The organism is Polaribacter sp. ALD11, from assembly GCF_002831685.1.
In the GTDB taxonomy this organism is placed as follows: domain Bacteria; phylum Bacteroidota; class Bacteroidia; order Flavobacteriales; family Flavobacteriaceae; genus Polaribacter.
In genome coordinates, this window is sequence record NZ_CP025119.1 from 1426689 (window position 1) to 1443736 (window position 17048).

Annotated in this window: 14 protein-coding genes; 3 read left to right on the forward strand and 11 right to left on the reverse strand. The window is 31.3% G+C overall.

Annotated features, from left to right (window positions below; genetic code table 11):
* Nucleotides 1-23: 23 nt before the first annotated feature.
* The 3 genes from CW731_RS06360 to CW731_RS06370 all read left to right on the forward strand — a co-directional run bounded on the left by CW731_RS06360 (nt 24) and on the right by CW731_RS06370 (nt 4625).
* Entirely contained in the window at nt 24-2192 is a 2169-nt protein-coding gene (locus CW731_RS06360; RefSeq protein ID WP_100945930.1) for a hypothetical protein, read from the forward strand.
* Nucleotides 2193-2250: 58 nt separating this feature from the next.
* Complete coding sequence (locus tag CW731_RS06365; RefSeq protein ID WP_100945931.1) at nt 2251-3411, forward strand: DUF3095 family protein; 1161 nt, start codon at nt 2251-2253, stop codon at nt 3409-3411.
* Between the two features lie 185 nt (nt 3412-3596).
* Complete coding sequence (locus CW731_RS06370; RefSeq protein ID WP_100945932.1) at nt 3597-4625, forward strand: TlpA disulfide reductase family protein; 1029 nt, start codon at nt 3597-3599, stop codon at nt 4623-4625.
* A 159-nt stretch (nt 4626-4784) separates the two neighbouring features.
* Here the strand turns inward: CW731_RS06370 and CW731_RS06375 are convergent, their stop codons facing one another.
* From CW731_RS06375 to CW731_RS06425, 11 genes are all read right to left on the reverse strand, one after another.
* Nucleotides 4785-5738, reverse strand: coding sequence for an acetyl-CoA carboxylase carboxyltransferase subunit alpha (locus CW731_RS06375; protein WP_100945933.1), 954 nt, complete (start codon nt 5736-5738; stop codon nt 4785-4787).
* A gap of 74 nt (nt 5739-5812) precedes the next feature.
* A complete protein-coding gene (locus CW731_RS06380; RefSeq protein ID WP_100945934.1) occupies nt 5813-6727 on the reverse strand; it encodes a DMT family transporter in 915 nt (304 codons plus the stop codon).
* Entirely contained in the window at nt 6714-7805 is a 1092-nt protein-coding gene (locus CW731_RS06385; RefSeq protein ID WP_198519860.1) for an LptF/LptG family permease, read from the reverse strand. Before CW731_RS06385 ends, CW731_RS06380 begins: the two co-directional genes overlap by 14 nt.
* A gap of 67 nt (nt 7806-7872) precedes the next feature.
* Nucleotides 7873-9003: a tRNA guanosine(34) transglycosylase Tgt gene (gene tgt / locus CW731_RS06390; RefSeq protein WP_100945935.1), complete on the reverse strand. Its 1131-nt coding sequence runs from the start codon at nt 9001-9003 to the stop codon at nt 7873-7875.
* 185 nt (nt 9004-9188) lie between these two features.
* A complete protein-coding gene (rluF, locus tag CW731_RS06395; RefSeq protein ID WP_100945936.1) occupies nt 9189-10079 on the reverse strand; it encodes a 23S rRNA pseudouridine(2604) synthase RluF in 891 nt (296 codons plus the stop codon).
* Between the two features lie 33 nt (nt 10080-10112).
* Nucleotides 10113-10715 carry an alpha-ketoglutarate-dependent dioxygenase AlkB gene (locus tag CW731_RS06400; RefSeq protein ID WP_100945937.1) on the reverse strand — a complete coding sequence of 201 codons (603 nt, stop codon included), beginning with the start codon at nt 10713-10715 and terminating at the stop codon, nt 10113-10115.
* 40 nt (nt 10716-10755) lie between these two features.
* A complete protein-coding gene (locus CW731_RS06405) occupies nt 10756-11970 on the reverse strand; it encodes a Xaa-Pro peptidase family protein (protein WP_100945938.1) in 1215 nt (404 codons plus the stop codon).
* Between the two features lie 4 nt (nt 11971-11974).
* The gene (locus CW731_RS06410) at nt 11975-13222 is read right to left on the reverse strand and encodes an FAD-binding oxidoreductase (protein WP_100945939.1); all 1248 of its coding nucleotides are present in this window, start codon (nt 13220-13222) and stop codon (nt 11975-11977) included.
* A gap of 67 nt (nt 13223-13289) precedes the next feature.
* Nucleotides 13290-14297: a 4-hydroxyproline epimerase gene (locus CW731_RS06415; protein WP_100945940.1), complete on the reverse strand. Its 1008-nt coding sequence runs from the start codon at nt 14295-14297 to the stop codon at nt 13290-13292.
* A gap of 37 nt (nt 14298-14334) precedes the next feature.
* Nucleotides 14335-15921: an aldehyde dehydrogenase (NADP(+)) gene (locus tag CW731_RS06420; RefSeq protein ID WP_100945941.1), complete on the reverse strand. Its 1587-nt coding sequence runs from the start codon at nt 15919-15921 to the stop codon at nt 14335-14337.
* 184 nt (nt 15922-16105) lie between these two features.
* Entirely contained in the window at nt 16106-17023 is a 918-nt protein-coding gene (locus CW731_RS06425) for a dihydrodipicolinate synthase family protein (protein ID WP_100945942.1), read from the reverse strand.
* Nucleotides 17024-17048: the final 25 nt, after the last annotated feature.

A 17048-nucleotide genomic window follows, 5' to 3' on the forward strand; every position in this document is an offset into this window, starting at 1 on the left:
TATTAAAAAAAACTAAAAACCTAATGAAGAAACTTGAGATACATTTTGAAAATTGTTATGGTATAAAAAAACTCCAGCATACTTTTGATTTTCAAAAATCGAAAGTTCAAATTGTGTATGCCCCAAACGGAGCTATGAAATCTTCTTTTGCAAAAACACTTGAAGATATTTCCCTAGAACAGTTTTCTAAGGACAGAATTTTCACAGAAAGAGTTAATCATAGGTCCGTGCTTGTTGATGGTAAAGAAATTTCAAAAGATGAAATTTTTGTTATAAATAGAATGCAAGAAGTTGACTTTAAGGAAGCATCGACCATATTAGCAAATGAGGTTTTAAAAAAAGAATACGATAAAATAAACACAAAACTTAAGGACACTAAGAGAGAAGTCATTAAAACAATTCAACCATATATCGGACTAAAAGAAACTATTATAGAACAAACAATTGAAGCGATTTTTAAAACAGATTTTCTAAATATAATTGAAACTCGAAAAGAAGAAATTGAAGCGATTGAATCTCCAATTTATTCTAATATAATTTACAATGAAATATTCAATGACAAGGCAAATAATTTTTTGCAATCCAAATCATTCAATACAAAAATAAAAGAGTATATAACCGTTTATGACAAGCTGGTAAATGAAAATACTACTTTTTTTAAAAAAGGAGATTTTAACCATAATAATGCCGATAACATTACTAAGTCCCTAAAAGATAATGGTTTTTTCAAAGCAGAACATAAAGTAAAAATTAAGGGTAAAGAAATTGCAGATATTACGGAGTTAGAAACTGTAGTTAAGGAAGAAAAGGAAAAGGTACTAAACAACCCAGAATTAACCTCTAAATTTAATGAAATAGATAAAGCACTTAATGCTAATAATGACCTTAGAAAATTTAGAGGTTACATTGAAAACAATCAAGAAATTATAAAAGAATTTATCAATTTAGACAACTTCAAAAAGAAACTAATACTAAACTATATAGCAAACAATAAAAGCGAATTTAATGTATTCTTAAAACAAATTGAACAGACAAAGATTAGACGAAATGAAATCTCTATAGAGGCTAAAAAGGAACAATCAGATTGGATTAATGTTCTCGATATTTTTAAAAACAGATTTACAGTTCCATTTGAAATAAAAATTAATAACCAAGCAGATGTAATTCTTAAGAATGAACCAGCTTCATTAATTTTCACATACAAAGACGGTGCTTCTTCGAAGGATCTTGGAGGAACAGAAATTAAGGAAAGTTTAAGTACAGGAGAACAAAGAGTCTTTTATCTTTTAAATATTATTTTTCAAATAGAAACAAAAAAGAAAACAACAATCAACCAACTTATTATCATTGATGATATTGCTGATTCTTTTGACTATAAAAACAAATATGCCATTATTGAGTATTTAAAAGACATTGCAGATGAAGATAGGTTTAAATTAATTATATTAACCCATAATTTTGATTTTTATAAAACAATAAAAAGCAGATTTGGAGGAAAAACAAATTATCAAGGAAACTGGAAATCTATAAAGAATATAGATGGTGTTTCATTAGTCGTAGGAGAGAAAAAAGATGTATTTCCTCAATTAAGAAGAGATTTTGCAACCTGCCAAAAATCTTTTATTTCTTGCATACCATTTGTTCGAAATCTAATAGAATATACTGTTGGAAAAGAAAACAAAAACTATTTAATTCTTACTTCATTGCTTCACGTAAAACCCAAATACATACTTGGTAACATCAAAAACACTAAAGAACATACTTTAGGAGATGTCTTAAGTATATTTAATAAAGTTTTTGATTTAAACGAAACTTTACCTGATACAAGTATAAAGGTTTTTGATTTAGCTATTTTAATCGCGGAAGATATTATTCAGAAAAATGAAGCTGTATTAGATTTAAAAGCTAAATTATGCTTATCTATAGCAATAAGGTATAAAACTGAAGACTTTATAATTAATAAAGTTACAGACCAAGCATTCCATAGTAATATTCAAAAAAAAATAACAGGTAAAATTATTGATCAATATAAAAAAGAACTTCCTACTAATAAAAAAGAAATCGAAATTTTTGATAGAGTAAACTTAATGACAGCAGAAAACCTACATCTTAATTCATTTATGTATGAACCACTAATGGATTTATCGGAAGATCACTTAAGAAAGCTCTACAAAGATGTAACAAAACTTTAAAACAAAAAAACTAATTTCGCTAATTACAGATTAAAAGAAGTAATTTGTAGTTGTAACAATGGAGAATATAAAATATTACACGCAATTAAAAAAATCTAATAAAACGCTGGTCGATTTATTAGCGGATGAATCTGGTTTCTCTGAGATTCCGAATACTTGGCATGTAGTAGTTGTAGATATTAAAAACTCTACAAAAGCAGTTAATGAAGGCAAGCACCATCAAGTAAACTTAACAGCAACCGGTGCAATTATATCCGTTTTAAATACCATTAGAAAAGAAAAAAAGAATATTGAAATTCCTTATTTCTTTGGTGGTGATGGAGCTACGTTTATTATTCCAACATTACTTCTCAAAAAAGTTACACTCGTTTTAGAAAACTATAGCCTTCACATTAAAAGAAATGTAAACCTAACACTTAGAGTTGGTTATGTTTCGATTCAGGATTTAGTTGATCAAAAAGCAAATTTAAAAATAGTTAAACATCAACTTACAGAGCAATTGGCAATTCCTATTGTACTAGGAAATGGCTTAAAGAAAGCAGAAGAAATTATTAAAAGTACTTTTATAGAAATAGATTCCGTTGGTTTTAAAGAAGATCTTTTAAACTTAGAAGGAATGGAATGTAGGTGGAAAGAAATCAATCCTACTCAGAATAAAAAGAAAGTTATTTGTTTGTTACTAGACGCTGTAAAAGAAACAGATCAGAAAGATGTTTATAGAGCTATTCTTACTAAAATGGATGCTATTTTCGGCACATTTAACAACAGGCAACCTATAAAGTCTAACAATCTAAAATTAAATTTTAGTATTTCTAAAATTTGGGAAGAAATGAAAATTAGTCTTGCCAATAAAAGCTTCCTTTACTTACTTAAAAATTGGATAGCTACACTTATAGGAAAATGGTATTTTAACATGTCTAAAAACGGAAAACAATACTTAAATCAAATAGGGCAGTTATCTCACACTTTTATGCTAGATGGCATGATCAATACAATTTTCACAGCAGAACAAAGCAAAATAAACCTTTTTGAAACCTACTTAAATCAACTAGAAAAAGAAAATAAAATTGTTTATGGTATTCATGTAACACATGCATCTATAATGTCTTGCTACGTTTTAGACAGAAAAACAAAACACGCGCACTTTGTAGATGGAACAGAAGGTGGGTATACTTCTGCCGCAAAAATGTTCAAAACAAAATTAAAAGCATTGCATTAATCCTCAAATTCTTTCCTTCCCAAATCCTGGTTGCAGTCAAGAAAACCCATGAAACATAAATAATTCTAGAGTCAGAAAGTTTTAATAGCTGTATTCAAGACTAAATCAATGTTAAAACTAACAAGAGATTAACACATTCTATTCTAATTAAATTTTATATTTGTTTTAAATTATAATATTAAAAAATGAAAAAAATAAGCATTGTATTTTTTGCTGTGATAGCAATCGTTTCTTGTACGAAAGAACAAACAAAAGATTATCTCTCAGTATCAGGAAAATTAGAAAATAATAAAGATTCTATTATTACTATATCCGGACAAAAAGGCCCTCTTAAGACGATTACTATAAATGCAGATGGTACTTTTAAAGATACTTTAAAAGTTGAAAAAGCAGATGTTTATGTCTTTAGCACAAGTCAATCTAAAAGATCTCCCATCTATTTAAAAAATGGTTTCGACATTAAGATGAATGGTGATTCAGATAAATTTATGGAAAGTTTTGTGTTTTCTGGCAAAGGTGCTAACAATAGTAATTTTATGATTGCACAAATTGAGGAAAGTCAAAAAATTGGAAATCCTGCTTTAATTTTAGAGCTTGAAGAAAATGAATTTAAAGCCAAGTTAGAAAGTATTAAAAAAAGATATGATAGTATCTTAAATTCTTACGAAGACATCGACAGTTCTTTAGTTTCTAAAGTGAACCAACAAACTACTCAAATGATGAATTACTTTAACCAAGCTTACAACAAAAACAAAGCAACGGCTAAAGGAACTCCTTCTCCTAAATTTGAAGATTACACAGATTTTAAAGGTGGAAAAAAATCTTTAGACTCTTTTAAAGGTAAGTTTGTATATATAGATGTTTGGGCAACTTGGTGCGGACCTTGTATTCAACAAATTCCTTTTTTAAAGACTTTAGAAAAAGAATATCACGGAAAGAACATCGAATTTATTAGCCTTTCTACGGATGAATCTGGAAGAAGTGGTGGTTCTTGGGAAGCTGCAGAAAAAAAATGGAGAGATTTTGTAAAAGCTAAACAATTAACAGGAACTCAATTATGGGCTGGAAAAGATTTTTCTTTTCAACAAGCATATCAAATAAACGCGATTCCTAGATTTATCTTAATAGACCCTCAAGGGAATATAGTAAGTGCAAATGCACCTAGACCTTCAGAGCCAAGATTGAAAGAACTATTTACTTCTTTAGGTATTTAGGATATTTAAATATAAGGCTAAAAAAAAGCGAAATTCATTAATTTGAATTTCGCTTTTTTTTATTAAAATATTTAACTTAAGACCTGGATGAAAATGGAACAAAAAAGGCGAAATTTCATTTAGAATTTCGCCTTTTTTAGTAATAAGTGTCAAAAGATATTATTCTTTGTAAACACCCATATTTGCATATTTATCCATTCTTTTCGCTACTAAATCTTCTTCAGATAAATCTTTTAATTCGTTAAAAGCAAGAACTATTTGGTTTTGAACAGCTTCAAAAGCACCTTGTCTATCAGAATGTGCTCCACCAACTGGTTCTTTAATAATACCGTCTATCAGTTTCATTTTCTTCATGTCTGTTCCAGTTAGTTTTAAAGCCGCCGCAGCTTGTTCTTTAAACTCCCAACTTCTCCATAAAATAGATGAACAAGATTCAGGAGAAATAACAGTATACCAAGTATTTTCCATCATGTACACTCTATCTCCCACTCCAATTCCTAAAGCTCCACCAGATGCTCCTTCACCAATAACTACTGTTATAATTGGTGTTTTTAAAATGGTCATTTCAAAAATATTTCTAGCAATTGCCTCTCCTTGTCCGCGTTCTTCCGCTTCTAAACCAGGGTAAGCTCCAGGTGTGTCTAATAAAGTAACCACAGGAATTCCGAATTTCTCTGCCATTTTCATTAAACGCAATGCTTTTCTATATCCTTCAGGATTTGCCATTCCAAAATTTCTATACTGGCGTGTTTTGGTATTGTACCCCTTTTGTTGACCAATAAACATATAAGATTGATCGCCAATTTTACCTAAACCACCAATCATTGCTTTATCATCACCAACATTTCTATCCCCATGAAGCTCCATAAAAGTATCTCCACAAATGGCTTTAATATAGTCTAAAGTATAAGGTCTATTTGGGTGTCTAGATAATTGTACACGTTGCCAAGGCGTTAAATTTTTGTATATATCTTTTCTAGCAGTTTCTAGTTTTTTTGCTATTTTCTTACAAGTAGCAGTAACATCTACTTCACTTTCTTCACCAATAATCTGGCATTTTTGCAGTTGATCTTGAAGCTCTTTTATTGGCATTTCAAATTCTAAATACTCCATATTGTAGTGATTTGATTTTAGTTGTTTGTAAGGACAAACATACTATAAAATTTGCTTTTTCAGGTAAATTTAACTTACTTTTTTCGCTTTAGCTTTTGTTGAAATTTCTCTTTTAAAGTACTTCTATTTTTAATAAGTCCGTTTAATAAAACTACAAACAATACAATAAAAGCACCTAAATAAAAGGTATTGCTCATTTGTTCTTCATCACCAAAAATAAGCAAAGCTAAAATTATTGCATAAATAGGTTCTAAATTAATGGTAAGCATTACGGTGTATGGAGAAAGATACTTCATTACTTGTACAGAAGCAATAAATGCATACGCCGTACAAATACTACTTAATAATATAAGATATAACCAATCTGTTGTTGGCACCTGAAAGAAACTTATAGTAAAACCATTTGTAATCAACAAATACATTGTTATAAACACAACACCAAAAAATAATTGATAAAAGGAAATAGTATCTGCTGTATATTTTTTGATAAATAAACCATTTAAAACAGCAAATAAGGCTCCTAAAAAAGAAGCTATTAATGCATAAATAATACCTAATTTATACTGACTTTCGAAATTAAAAATAATATACAAACCACCAATTACAAGCAACCCTAAAAATATTTCTAATGTATTAATTTTTCTTTTAAAAAAGACAGGCTCTATTAATGATGCAAAAAAAGCACCTGTACTCATGGTTACCAAAGCTACCGATACATTAGAAACTTTTATTGCTTTAAAAAAGAAAACCCAATGTGTCGCAATAATTACTCCTGTAAAGAAAAATTTTATAAGTCCTTTTTTATCAACTTTAAATGATTTTTTCTTCCATAGAAAGTAAATAGCAATAAACACTACTGCCAATAACATTCTATACCAAACTAACGGAATTGCATCAATGGTTATTAAAGCGCCTAAAATTGCAGTAAAACCCCAAATAAAAACAATCAGATGAAGTAATAGATAATTTTTTAGTTTACTTTCTTGCATGGAAGTAAAGATAAATAGCGATAAGACCAAACATAATATTAGGTAGCCAAACGTAAGCTATCGCATTAACACCTGCAACAGAACCCAAAACTTCGCCCACTTTCATAAAGAAAACATACAAAAACATAATACCAACGCCCACTGCTAAGTTAACACCTGTACCACCTCTTCTTTTTCTAAAAGCCAGAGCAACTGCAATAATAGTAAGAATATAAGACGCTATTGGCAAGCTTGTTCTTTTATACAGTTCTACCAAATAGGCATTTAAATTTTTTACCCCTCTTTTTTTTGAAATATTTATAAATTTCAGCAATTCATCTGATGGCATTTCTTGTGCAAAAGCAGATTTGTAGATTAAATCTCTTGGTGTAAAATTAAATACAGTGTCTATTTTATTACCAGAGAAAATACTATCTCTATCTTTATACACTAAACGTTTTCTCCAGCGAGTTAAAGTAAATATAGAGTCTTTATCATTGAATCTTAAGTTATCTGCAGAAAGTTTCGATTTTAATTCTAAGCCATCATAAGTTTCTGAATTAAAATCATACCCTACATTTGTTTGTGTATTAAAACTTCTAATAAAAATATAGGTACTATCTGTAAGTTGCAAACTAAAGTCAGAAACGTACTTTAATTCGTTTTTTTGTCTATTGTTATTTATGTATGTACTTTCAAACTTTTTCCTAACCTTACTACTATTTGGCACCACATAATGATTCATTGCCAAAGAAAGTAGGGTAATTAAAGTTGCACCTACAAAATAAGGGTACAAGAAACGCGTAAATGAAACTTTTGCATTTGTAATCGCAATAATCTCTGTATTGTTAGAAAGCTTAGAAGTAAATAAAATTACAGCAATAAATAATGCCAAAGGCATAAACGTATTCGCATAATAGATAATGAAATTTATATAATAATCATTTAAAATTTCATCTAACTCCAAGTTTGGGTGTTCTAAAAAGTTATCTACTTTTTCAGAAACATCGATAGCAATTGCTATTGGAATTAAGATTAACAAGGTAAATAAAAATGTTACCAAGAATCTCTTTAATATGTACCAATCTATTATTTTCAAAAGAACATCTTTCTAATTATTAAAAATTCCTCGTTCCAAAAACATGGAATAAAGAATGACAAAATATTTATAACCTTTTGTCCATTTGTTTTACCATTTTATCTTTCCACTCTCTAAAATCTCCTGCTAAAATGTGCTTTCTTGCTTCTCTGGTTAACCAAACATAAAAACCTAAATTATGTATAGAAGCAATTTGCTTTCCTAGCATTTCTTTGGCAGCAAATAAATGACGTAAATAGGCTTTTGAATACATGGTATCTACCCAGGTAATATCCATATCATCTATTGGAGAAAAATCATCTTCCCACTTTTTATTTTTAATATTAATAGACCCGTGTGCGGTAAACAACATTCCGTTTCTTGCGTTTCTTGTTGGCATTACACAATCGAACATGTCAATACCCAAAGCAATATTCTCTAAAATATTAATTGGCGTACCAACTCCCATTAAATAACGTGGTTTGTCTTCTGGTAAAATTTCTGTAACAACTTCTGTCATTGCATACATTTCTTCTGCTGGCTCACCTACAGAAAGACCACCAATTGCATTTGCTTGCTGACCAGAATTGGCTATATATTCCGCAGATTGTCTTCGTAAATCTTTATATGTACTTCCTTGTACAATTGGCATAAAAGTTTGCTCAAAGCCATATTTAAATGGTGTTTTTTCTAAATGTTTTATGCACCTATCCAACCATCTATGTGTCATATGCATAGATCTTTTTGCATAATTATAATCACAAGGATACGGTGTACATTCATCGAAAGCCATTATAATATCTGCTCCAATTGTACGCTGAGTTTCCATAACATTTTCTGGTGTAAAAAAGTGCATAGAACCATCTATATGGCTTTTAAACTTTACGCCTTCTTCGTTAATTTTTCTTCTTCCAGAAAGTGAATATACTTGGTAACCACCAGAATCTGTTAAAATATTACTATCCCAGTTCATAAATTTATGCAAACCACCAGCTTTTTCTAAAATTTCCATTCCTGGACGTAAGAATAAGTGATAGGTATTTGCTAAAATAATATCTGGTTTTATTTCATTTTTTAATTCTGTTTGATGAACTCCTTTTACAGTTCCAACAGTTCCCACGGGCATAAAGATTGGTGTTTCAATCTCTCCATGATCAGTAGTTATAACTCCTGCTCTTGCCTTACTTTTTGGGTCGGTAATTTTTAGATCAAATTTCATTGTTGACAAAGATACTATTATTTAAGAATTGATAAATAAAATGAAGTGTTATAAAAAACGAAAAATATTGGTTACTTTTTGTTACCTAATAGGTGCGTTAAGGATTGAAATGGAAATCCTTTTTTATTTGTTTAAATAAAAAAGATTGCAATGTAAAGCCTGACCTGAAAGGGAACGCCCAAATATTACCAACGTTTCTTTTTAGAAGATGCTATTGCACTGTTTCTTTTCGTTTTTGGTGACGATTTTCTAAAAGAGGCACTTTTTTTATTAAAATCGTTTTTTGTGGGTGCTTTATTTCTCTTTGGTTTGGCTTGTTTTGGTTTTTCTTCTATTGGTGAAGCTTCCTCCGTTTTAGAAGATGTAGAAATCATTTTATTAATTCCCTTCATCTCTTCATCTGTTAATTCTCGCCAATCTCCTGCTTGCAAATAACCAAGATCTACATTCATAATTCTTGTGCGCTTTAACTTAGTTACTTCATAATCTAAGTATTCGCACATTCTACGAATTTGACGATTTAAGCCTTGTGTTAAAACAATTCTAAAGATTTTATCACTTACCTTTTCGACTTTACATTTTTTAGTAACGGTTCCTAAAATAGGAATTCCATTCCCCATACTTAATATAAAATCTTCTGTAATCGATTTATCTACAGAAACAAAGTATTCTTTTTCGTGGTTGTTTCCGGCACGCAATATTTTGTTTACAATATCACCATCATTTGTTAAGAAAATTAAACCTTCAGAAGGTTTATCTAAACGCCCAATTGGAAACAATCTTTCTGGGTAGTTCACATGCTTTACAATGTTATTTGGTTCTCTATCATCTGTTGTAGAAACAATACCAACTGGTTTATTTAAAGCAATGTACAAGGTAATATTCTTAGGCTCTACCAATCTTCCATCAAACTTCACTACATCTTTTTTACCAACTCTATTACCTAATTGAGTTGGTTTACCGTTAATAGTAATTCTGCCTTCTTTTATAAATTTTTCGGCTTCTCTACGAGAGCAAACACCTGAAGAACTTATATATTTATTAAGATTTATAGACTGTTGATTGTTAGTTTCCAATGAAAAGTATTTTCCGCAAAAGTAAGTATAATATTACAACTCTATACTTCTAAAAGTTAGATTAATTCTTGGTGAGTTTACTTTTTTAGTTGGTGGTAACCTGTGTAACCAATTCTTTTGCGTTCCTTCTTTCATCACCAATAAGCTACCATTTTCTAAAACAACATCTATTCTTTGTTTATTCTCTTTATGCTTAAAAGAAAATTTACGCTCTGCACCTAAAGACAAGGAAGCAATAGCACCATTTTTTTTTAACATTTTTTCTCCGTCGGAATGATAAGCCATTCCTTCTTCTCCTGAATGATATAAATTCAGGAGACAAGAATTATAGGTTTCTCTACTTTCTTTTTCTACTATTTCTTTTAACTCCAATAATTCTTTAGTGAAGATATTTGCCGTTTTTGTTATTTTAGAGTAGGTATAAGAATATTCCGATTCGCCATACCAGGCAACTTTTCTTTTAGTGATTATTTTCTTACCAAAAATAATAGCTTCATCGTTTTTAAATTGAATGGTTTCCATTAATTTTTGATAATAAAAATTACATTGTTTTTTATTTAAAACGAGTCCGTGATAATTTGTAACGCCATCAAAAGGAAGTACATTTTTTATTTTTTCTGAAGAAAATAAATCCATTTCATAAAAATACGAATATTACACTATATGAAAAAAAATATTAAATATTAAAAGGATTTTCTATAGAATGTGCAATTTCTGTAAACCATTTTGCGCCTTCTGTTGTCATATAAATATGATCTTCTAAACGGATACCAAACTCATTTGGCACACAAATCATTGGCTCATTACTAAAAGTCATTCCTACTGCTAGCTTTGTTTTGTTGCCTCTAATAATGTAAGGATATTCATGAATCTCTAGTCCGATTCCGTGCCCTGTTCTATGTGGTAAACCAGGTAATTTATAATCTGGCCCTAAATTATGAGCTTCTAAAACTACTCTAGAAGCGTCATCTATAGTACTACATTCATTATTTAAAATCGAAGCATTAAAAGCCGCTAATTGGGTTTCTTTTTCAATATTCCATATTTTTCGTTGCAATTCATTAGCTTCCCCAAAGATGTAAGTTCTTGTAATGTCTGAAATATAGTCATACAATTGACACCCCGTATCTACCAAAACAATCTCGTTCAATGCTAGGTTCTTCGGACTTTTTACTCCGTGTGGAAAAGAAGAATCTACGCCAAACAAAACGATACAAAAATAAGATCCAGCAGGAGCGCCCATTTTTTTATGCGCTTCATGAATAAAGTTTTCTACTTCTTTTGTAGAAATACCAACTCTTAAAATTCTTGCCGTTGCTTTTTGAACGACCATTGTCATATTCATTACATGCTGAATAATGGCAATTTCTGCTTTTGATTTCACCATTCTACATTCAGAAATAATAGGCGTTGCAATTTCAATTGAAAAAGAGTGAACTTCTTTATTCAGTCCGTTTATAATAGAAAATGGTGCACTTTCATCTAACTGAACTTCTCCTTGTGTTATATTGTTATTTTTTAAAACCTCAAAAAACAATGCATACGGACTTTCATGTTCTTCCCAACCATGAATTGTGCCTTCTATTTCTAAGAAATCTTGAATGGTTCCTATCTCAAAGTTTGGCACAATATAATGAACCTCTTCATTTGGTAAAATAATTGCACCCACAAGACGCTCACTTGCATGCCAATGTGTTCCTGTAAAATATAACAAATTTGTACCTGCATTTACATACAATGCTTTTACATTATTTGCTTTCATTAACTCGCAAACTTTATGAATTCGCTGTTTGTATTCTTCTTTCTGTATTGGTTTTATATTCGTTTCTAAAGGTTTCAATGCCTTCAATTCGTTTTCTGCGCTAGCGCCACCAATTCCAAATGTATTCATATTTTTAAAATTTTCTGTCTGGGTTAAAAGGAGAAATATCTAAAGATATTTTCTTCTTTGCAATTATTTCTGAAACTATTTTCCCTGTTGCTGATCCTAAACTCCACCCCATCATTGCATGACCTGTGGCAATTGTTAAGTTTTCACATTTAGAAGATTTACCAATATACGGCAATCCGTCTGGTGAACAAGGTCTTAAGCCACAAACTGCAGCTTTTTTTTCTTTGGAAGTAATTTCTAAGTTATTGTAATATTCTTTTGCCGCATTGGCAATAGTTTCTACTCTTTTAGGATTAATATCATGATTAATACCTGCAATTTCCATAGTTCCTGCAAAACGTGTAAAACCACTCATAGGGGTTACCGCAACTTTTGCTTCGCATAAAATTGCCGGAATTGTAATCTTTGTTTCTCTTTCTACATTAATACTGTAGCCCTTTCCTGCCTGAATAGGTATTTTAATTCCCAGTTTCTTTACGATTAAAGGACTCCAACTTCCAGCTGTTAAGACAACCTCATCTGCTTTTATTATTCTTTTATCAGAAATAATTTCTGTAATTTTCCCTGAAGATAAATTGAAGTCTTTTACAGTTTCGTTTTTATAAAAAGCAACACCATTTTGCTCTAAATAACCAATCATTTCTTTCATAAAAATAGTAGGCGTCATGTGTGCATCTGAATGATAATAGATAGCTCCTTTTACATTTAAACTTGCTTTGCTTTCTATTTTTGCAACCTCTTCGGCTGTTAAATTTTCAACTTTTAAGCCTTGTTGAATTCCTACTTTACCAATTTCCCATTCTTCCTCACCTACTTTATCCGATTTATAGCACATTAACAATCCTTTTCTTTCAAAATGGAAGTTAAAATCATTCGACTTTTTTAAATCTTCATACAAATCTCTTCCCAATAAATTAATATTTAAAATAGCGGGAATTGCTTTTGCTACTTTTGCTTTTGTAGCAGATTTCTTAAAAGCCAAACTCCATTTCAAAAACTCTAAATCAAATCTTGGTTTTACATAAAACGGACTTGTTGCATCAAACATCCATTTGATGCCTTTTGTAATAATACCTGGAGCTGCTAAAGAAATAAAATGACTAGGCGTAATATAACCTGCATTTACATACGAAGCACCAGAACTCATATTAGATTGATCTATAACGGTTACTTTACAACCTTCTTTTTGAAGGTAATACGCTGTGCATAAACCTATAATTCCACCACCAATAATTACTACTTCTTTTGACATTGAATTGTTGTTCTAAATTTTATACAAAAAAATAAGTTTCTAGGTTTAATCGTTTTATATAGATGAATTAAATAACTTGAAAGCCATGTGCGTAAGGATCTTCATCATCGATAACAATTGTATTGTAACCATACACTTTTGCCCAACCTTTAATGCTTGGTACAATTGCAAGTTTGCCATCTAGGGTAGTTTCCCCTTCTACTTTACCAGTAAACTTAGATCCAATAAAACTTTCATGCACATAATCTTGTCCTACTTTTAATTTTCCTTTAGCATATAGCTGCGCTAATCTTGCGGAAGTTCCTGTACCACAAGGACTTCTATCAATTGCTTTATTTCCATAAAAAACAGCATTTCTTCCATCAGAATTTTTATCAAGCGGACTGCCTGTCCATAATACATGCGTTACATCTCTAATAGTTTCATTCTCTGGATGAATAAATAAATCTGGATATTTAAGATTGATTTTTTCTCGTATCGCTTGCGAATATTGTATAATTTTACCTGCAGTAAAATCTTGGATTCCAGAAAAATTTTCTTGAGGATCTACAATCGCATAAAAATTTCCTCCGTAAGAAACATCGAATGTAAGTTCTCCTAATTCAGGGCAATCTATAGTTAAATTCTCTGCTGCTAAATAACTTTTTACATTCACTATTTTCACCCAATCTACTTTTTGGGCAGTTTGTTTATAGGTTATATGAACTAAACCAGCAGGCGTTTCCATTTTAATTTCACCCGCTTTTTTTGGCGAAATTAAACCCTCTTCTATCGCAATCGTTATGGTACCAATTGTACCGTGTCCGCACATTGGCAAACAGCCAGAAGTTTCTATAAATAAAATAGCAAAATCGTTTTCTGGGTCGTGTGGCGGAAACAAAATTGAACCACTCATCATATCATGTCCACGAGGTTCAAACATTAAACCTTTTCGAATCCAATCAAATTCTTTTAAAAAATGCTGACGTTTTTCACTCATATTGGTGCCAATAAGATTTGGGCCGCCACCAGCAACAACTCTTACAGGATTTCCACAGGTGTGCGCATCAACACAGAAAAAAGTTTTTTTACTCATTTAATTTATGATTGATTGAATTAGTACAACTAAAATATTAATCTATTTTTCCTGTTGATTTTATTCCATTTACACTTCTTAAAATTCCTAAAGGATTTTCGTTTTTAAGGGCATCTGGTAATAAGTTATTTGGCCAATCTTGATAGCTAAATGGTCTTACCCAACGTTTTATAGAACCAACACCAACGGCGGTAAATCGGCTATCTGTTGAAGCAGGATATGGACCACCATGAACCATAGATTCACAAACTTCTACTCCTGTAGGCACTCCGTTAAAGATAATTCGTCCTACTCTATCTTGTAATGCATGTACAATGTTTCTGTATGTTTCAAGCTCGTTATTATCTGCTATAATTGTCCCTGTCAGTTGTCCTTCTAAATTAGAAATAATGTGTTCTAATTGTTTTTCATCTTCACATTGAATTACCATAGAAAATGGTCCGAAAACCTCTAAATGTAATGTTGTATTTTGTAAGAAATCTTCTCCTTTAACAGTTACAACTGCTTGTTGTGCGTAATTATCTTGAACAACTTCTGAATAGTTTGCTGTAACAGAAACGCCATCTTGAGAAACTACTTTTTCTTTATTTTTTAAATAGCCTTCTTTTATATTTGGGTGCAACATTACAGAAGGATTTATTTTAACAATCTCATTTGACAATGTATCTATAAAAGACGTTAAACCCTCTGATTTTACACCTAAAATTAAACCTGGATTTGTACAAAACTGTCCTGTTGCTAAAGTGATAGAACCTGCATAGGTTTTTGCTATATCTTGTGCTCGGTTTTCTAATGCTTTTGGTAATAAAACTACAGGATTAATACTTCCCATTTCTGCAAAAACAGGAATAGGTTCTTCTCTTTTTGCTGCCAAATCATACAACGCTCTTCCGCCTTTTATACTTCCTGTAAAACCAACTGCTTTTACACCCGCATTTGAAACCAATTTTTGTCCGACTTCGATTCCACTGGAATTTAAGTTTGAAAAAACACCATTTGGCATATTTGTTTTTATAGCTGCTTTCTGAATTGCCGATGCAACTAATTCCCCTGTACCTGCGTGCATTGGATGCGATTTCACTATTACAGGACAACCTGCTGCAAAAGCAGCAGCTGTATCTCCTCCAGCTGTAGAATATGCCAGCGGAAAATTACTTGCGCCAAAAACAACTATTGGTCCTAATGGAAAATTGAATTTTCTAAGATCTGGTTTTGGTTGTGGTTCTCTATTAGCGTCTGCGGTATCTATTGTTGCATCTACCCAAGAACCTTCTGCTACTAAATTAGCAAAACTTCTTAATTGCCCAATTGTTCTTCCTCTTTCTCCTTTTGCACGTCCTTCTGGCAAACCTGTTTCTGAGCAATAAGTCTGAACCAACAAATCATCTAAAGCTAAAATCTCATCTGCAATTGCATTTAAGAAGACTGCTTTTTTATCTCCAGAAACCTGACTAAACTCCTTAAAGGCTTCGGATGCTAAGTGCACTGCTTCCTCTATTTCTTCTGAAGTTGCTTCTGTAAAAATAGGGCTATTTTCTTTATTTAATTCTGGATTAAATGTTTGAAATGTTTTATTCCCTTTTGCCGATAGTTGATTTCCAATATAATTTTTTCCTGTTACCATAGCTGTATTCTCTATATCTTACACAAAAGCAAGATTGTTGTTTATAAGTTAGATTTTCTTTTTATAGTGCATCAAACCGCTTTTGTGTTAGGGATTGCCGCATTTATTGAAGCTCTTGTGCTTTTTTGCACAAAGCGACTACTGAAAGCGCGACCGCTTTTTTAAGCGGGAACACCCAAATTATTTATATGCTTTTATAATCTGGTAGTGTTGGTCTTACCGCCAAAGCATCTGTAATTACTTTAATAACTCTTACTCTTTCTTCGCCTTCTAAAACCAATCTTGGCGCTCTTACAAACTCACTTCCAATTTTGGTATGTACAGATGCAAGTTTAATGTACTGAACTAACCTAGGGTTGATATCTAATTCTAATAAAGGCATGAACCATCTGTAAATTGCTATAGCTTCTTTAATTCTGTCTGCTTTTACCAAGGTATAAATTGCAACTGTTTCTGCCGGAAAAGCATCTACCAAACCTGCCACCCAACCATCTGCACCTAAGACTAAACTTTCTAAAGCTAAGGTGTCTACACCTGTCATGATTGCTAATCTATTGCCAAACCTGTTTTTAATTCTTGTAATATTTGTGGTGTCTCTAGTTGATTCTTTTACTGCTTGAATATTAGGACATGCTTCTAATAGTTCTGCAAACATATCTAAAGTTACTACCAATTTATAGTCAATTGGGTTGTTGTAAATCATAATTGGTAAAGATGTACTTTGTGCAACCGCTTTAAAATAGGTTACAACTTCTGCATCACTTGCTTGATAGCGCATTGGAGGCAAAATCATTAAGCCTTTTGCACCATCTTCTGCTGCTGTTTTTGCTAAATTTATAGCTGCTTGTGTGGTTTGTTCTGCAATATTCATTAAAACAGGTACTTTGCCATCTACAAAAGCAACTGTTTCTCTTGTTAATTTACGCCCTTCTTCTTCAGATAATGTACTTGCTTCCCCTAAAGTTCCACCTAAAACAATTCCATGAACACCAGCATCTAATTGTGCTTTAAGATTTACTTTAAACATGTCTAAATCTAGTTCATCATTTGCTGTAAATTGTGTAGTTACTGCTGGCATTACACCCTTCCATTCTATACTCATAATCGTAATTATTTATTTTTTTTCA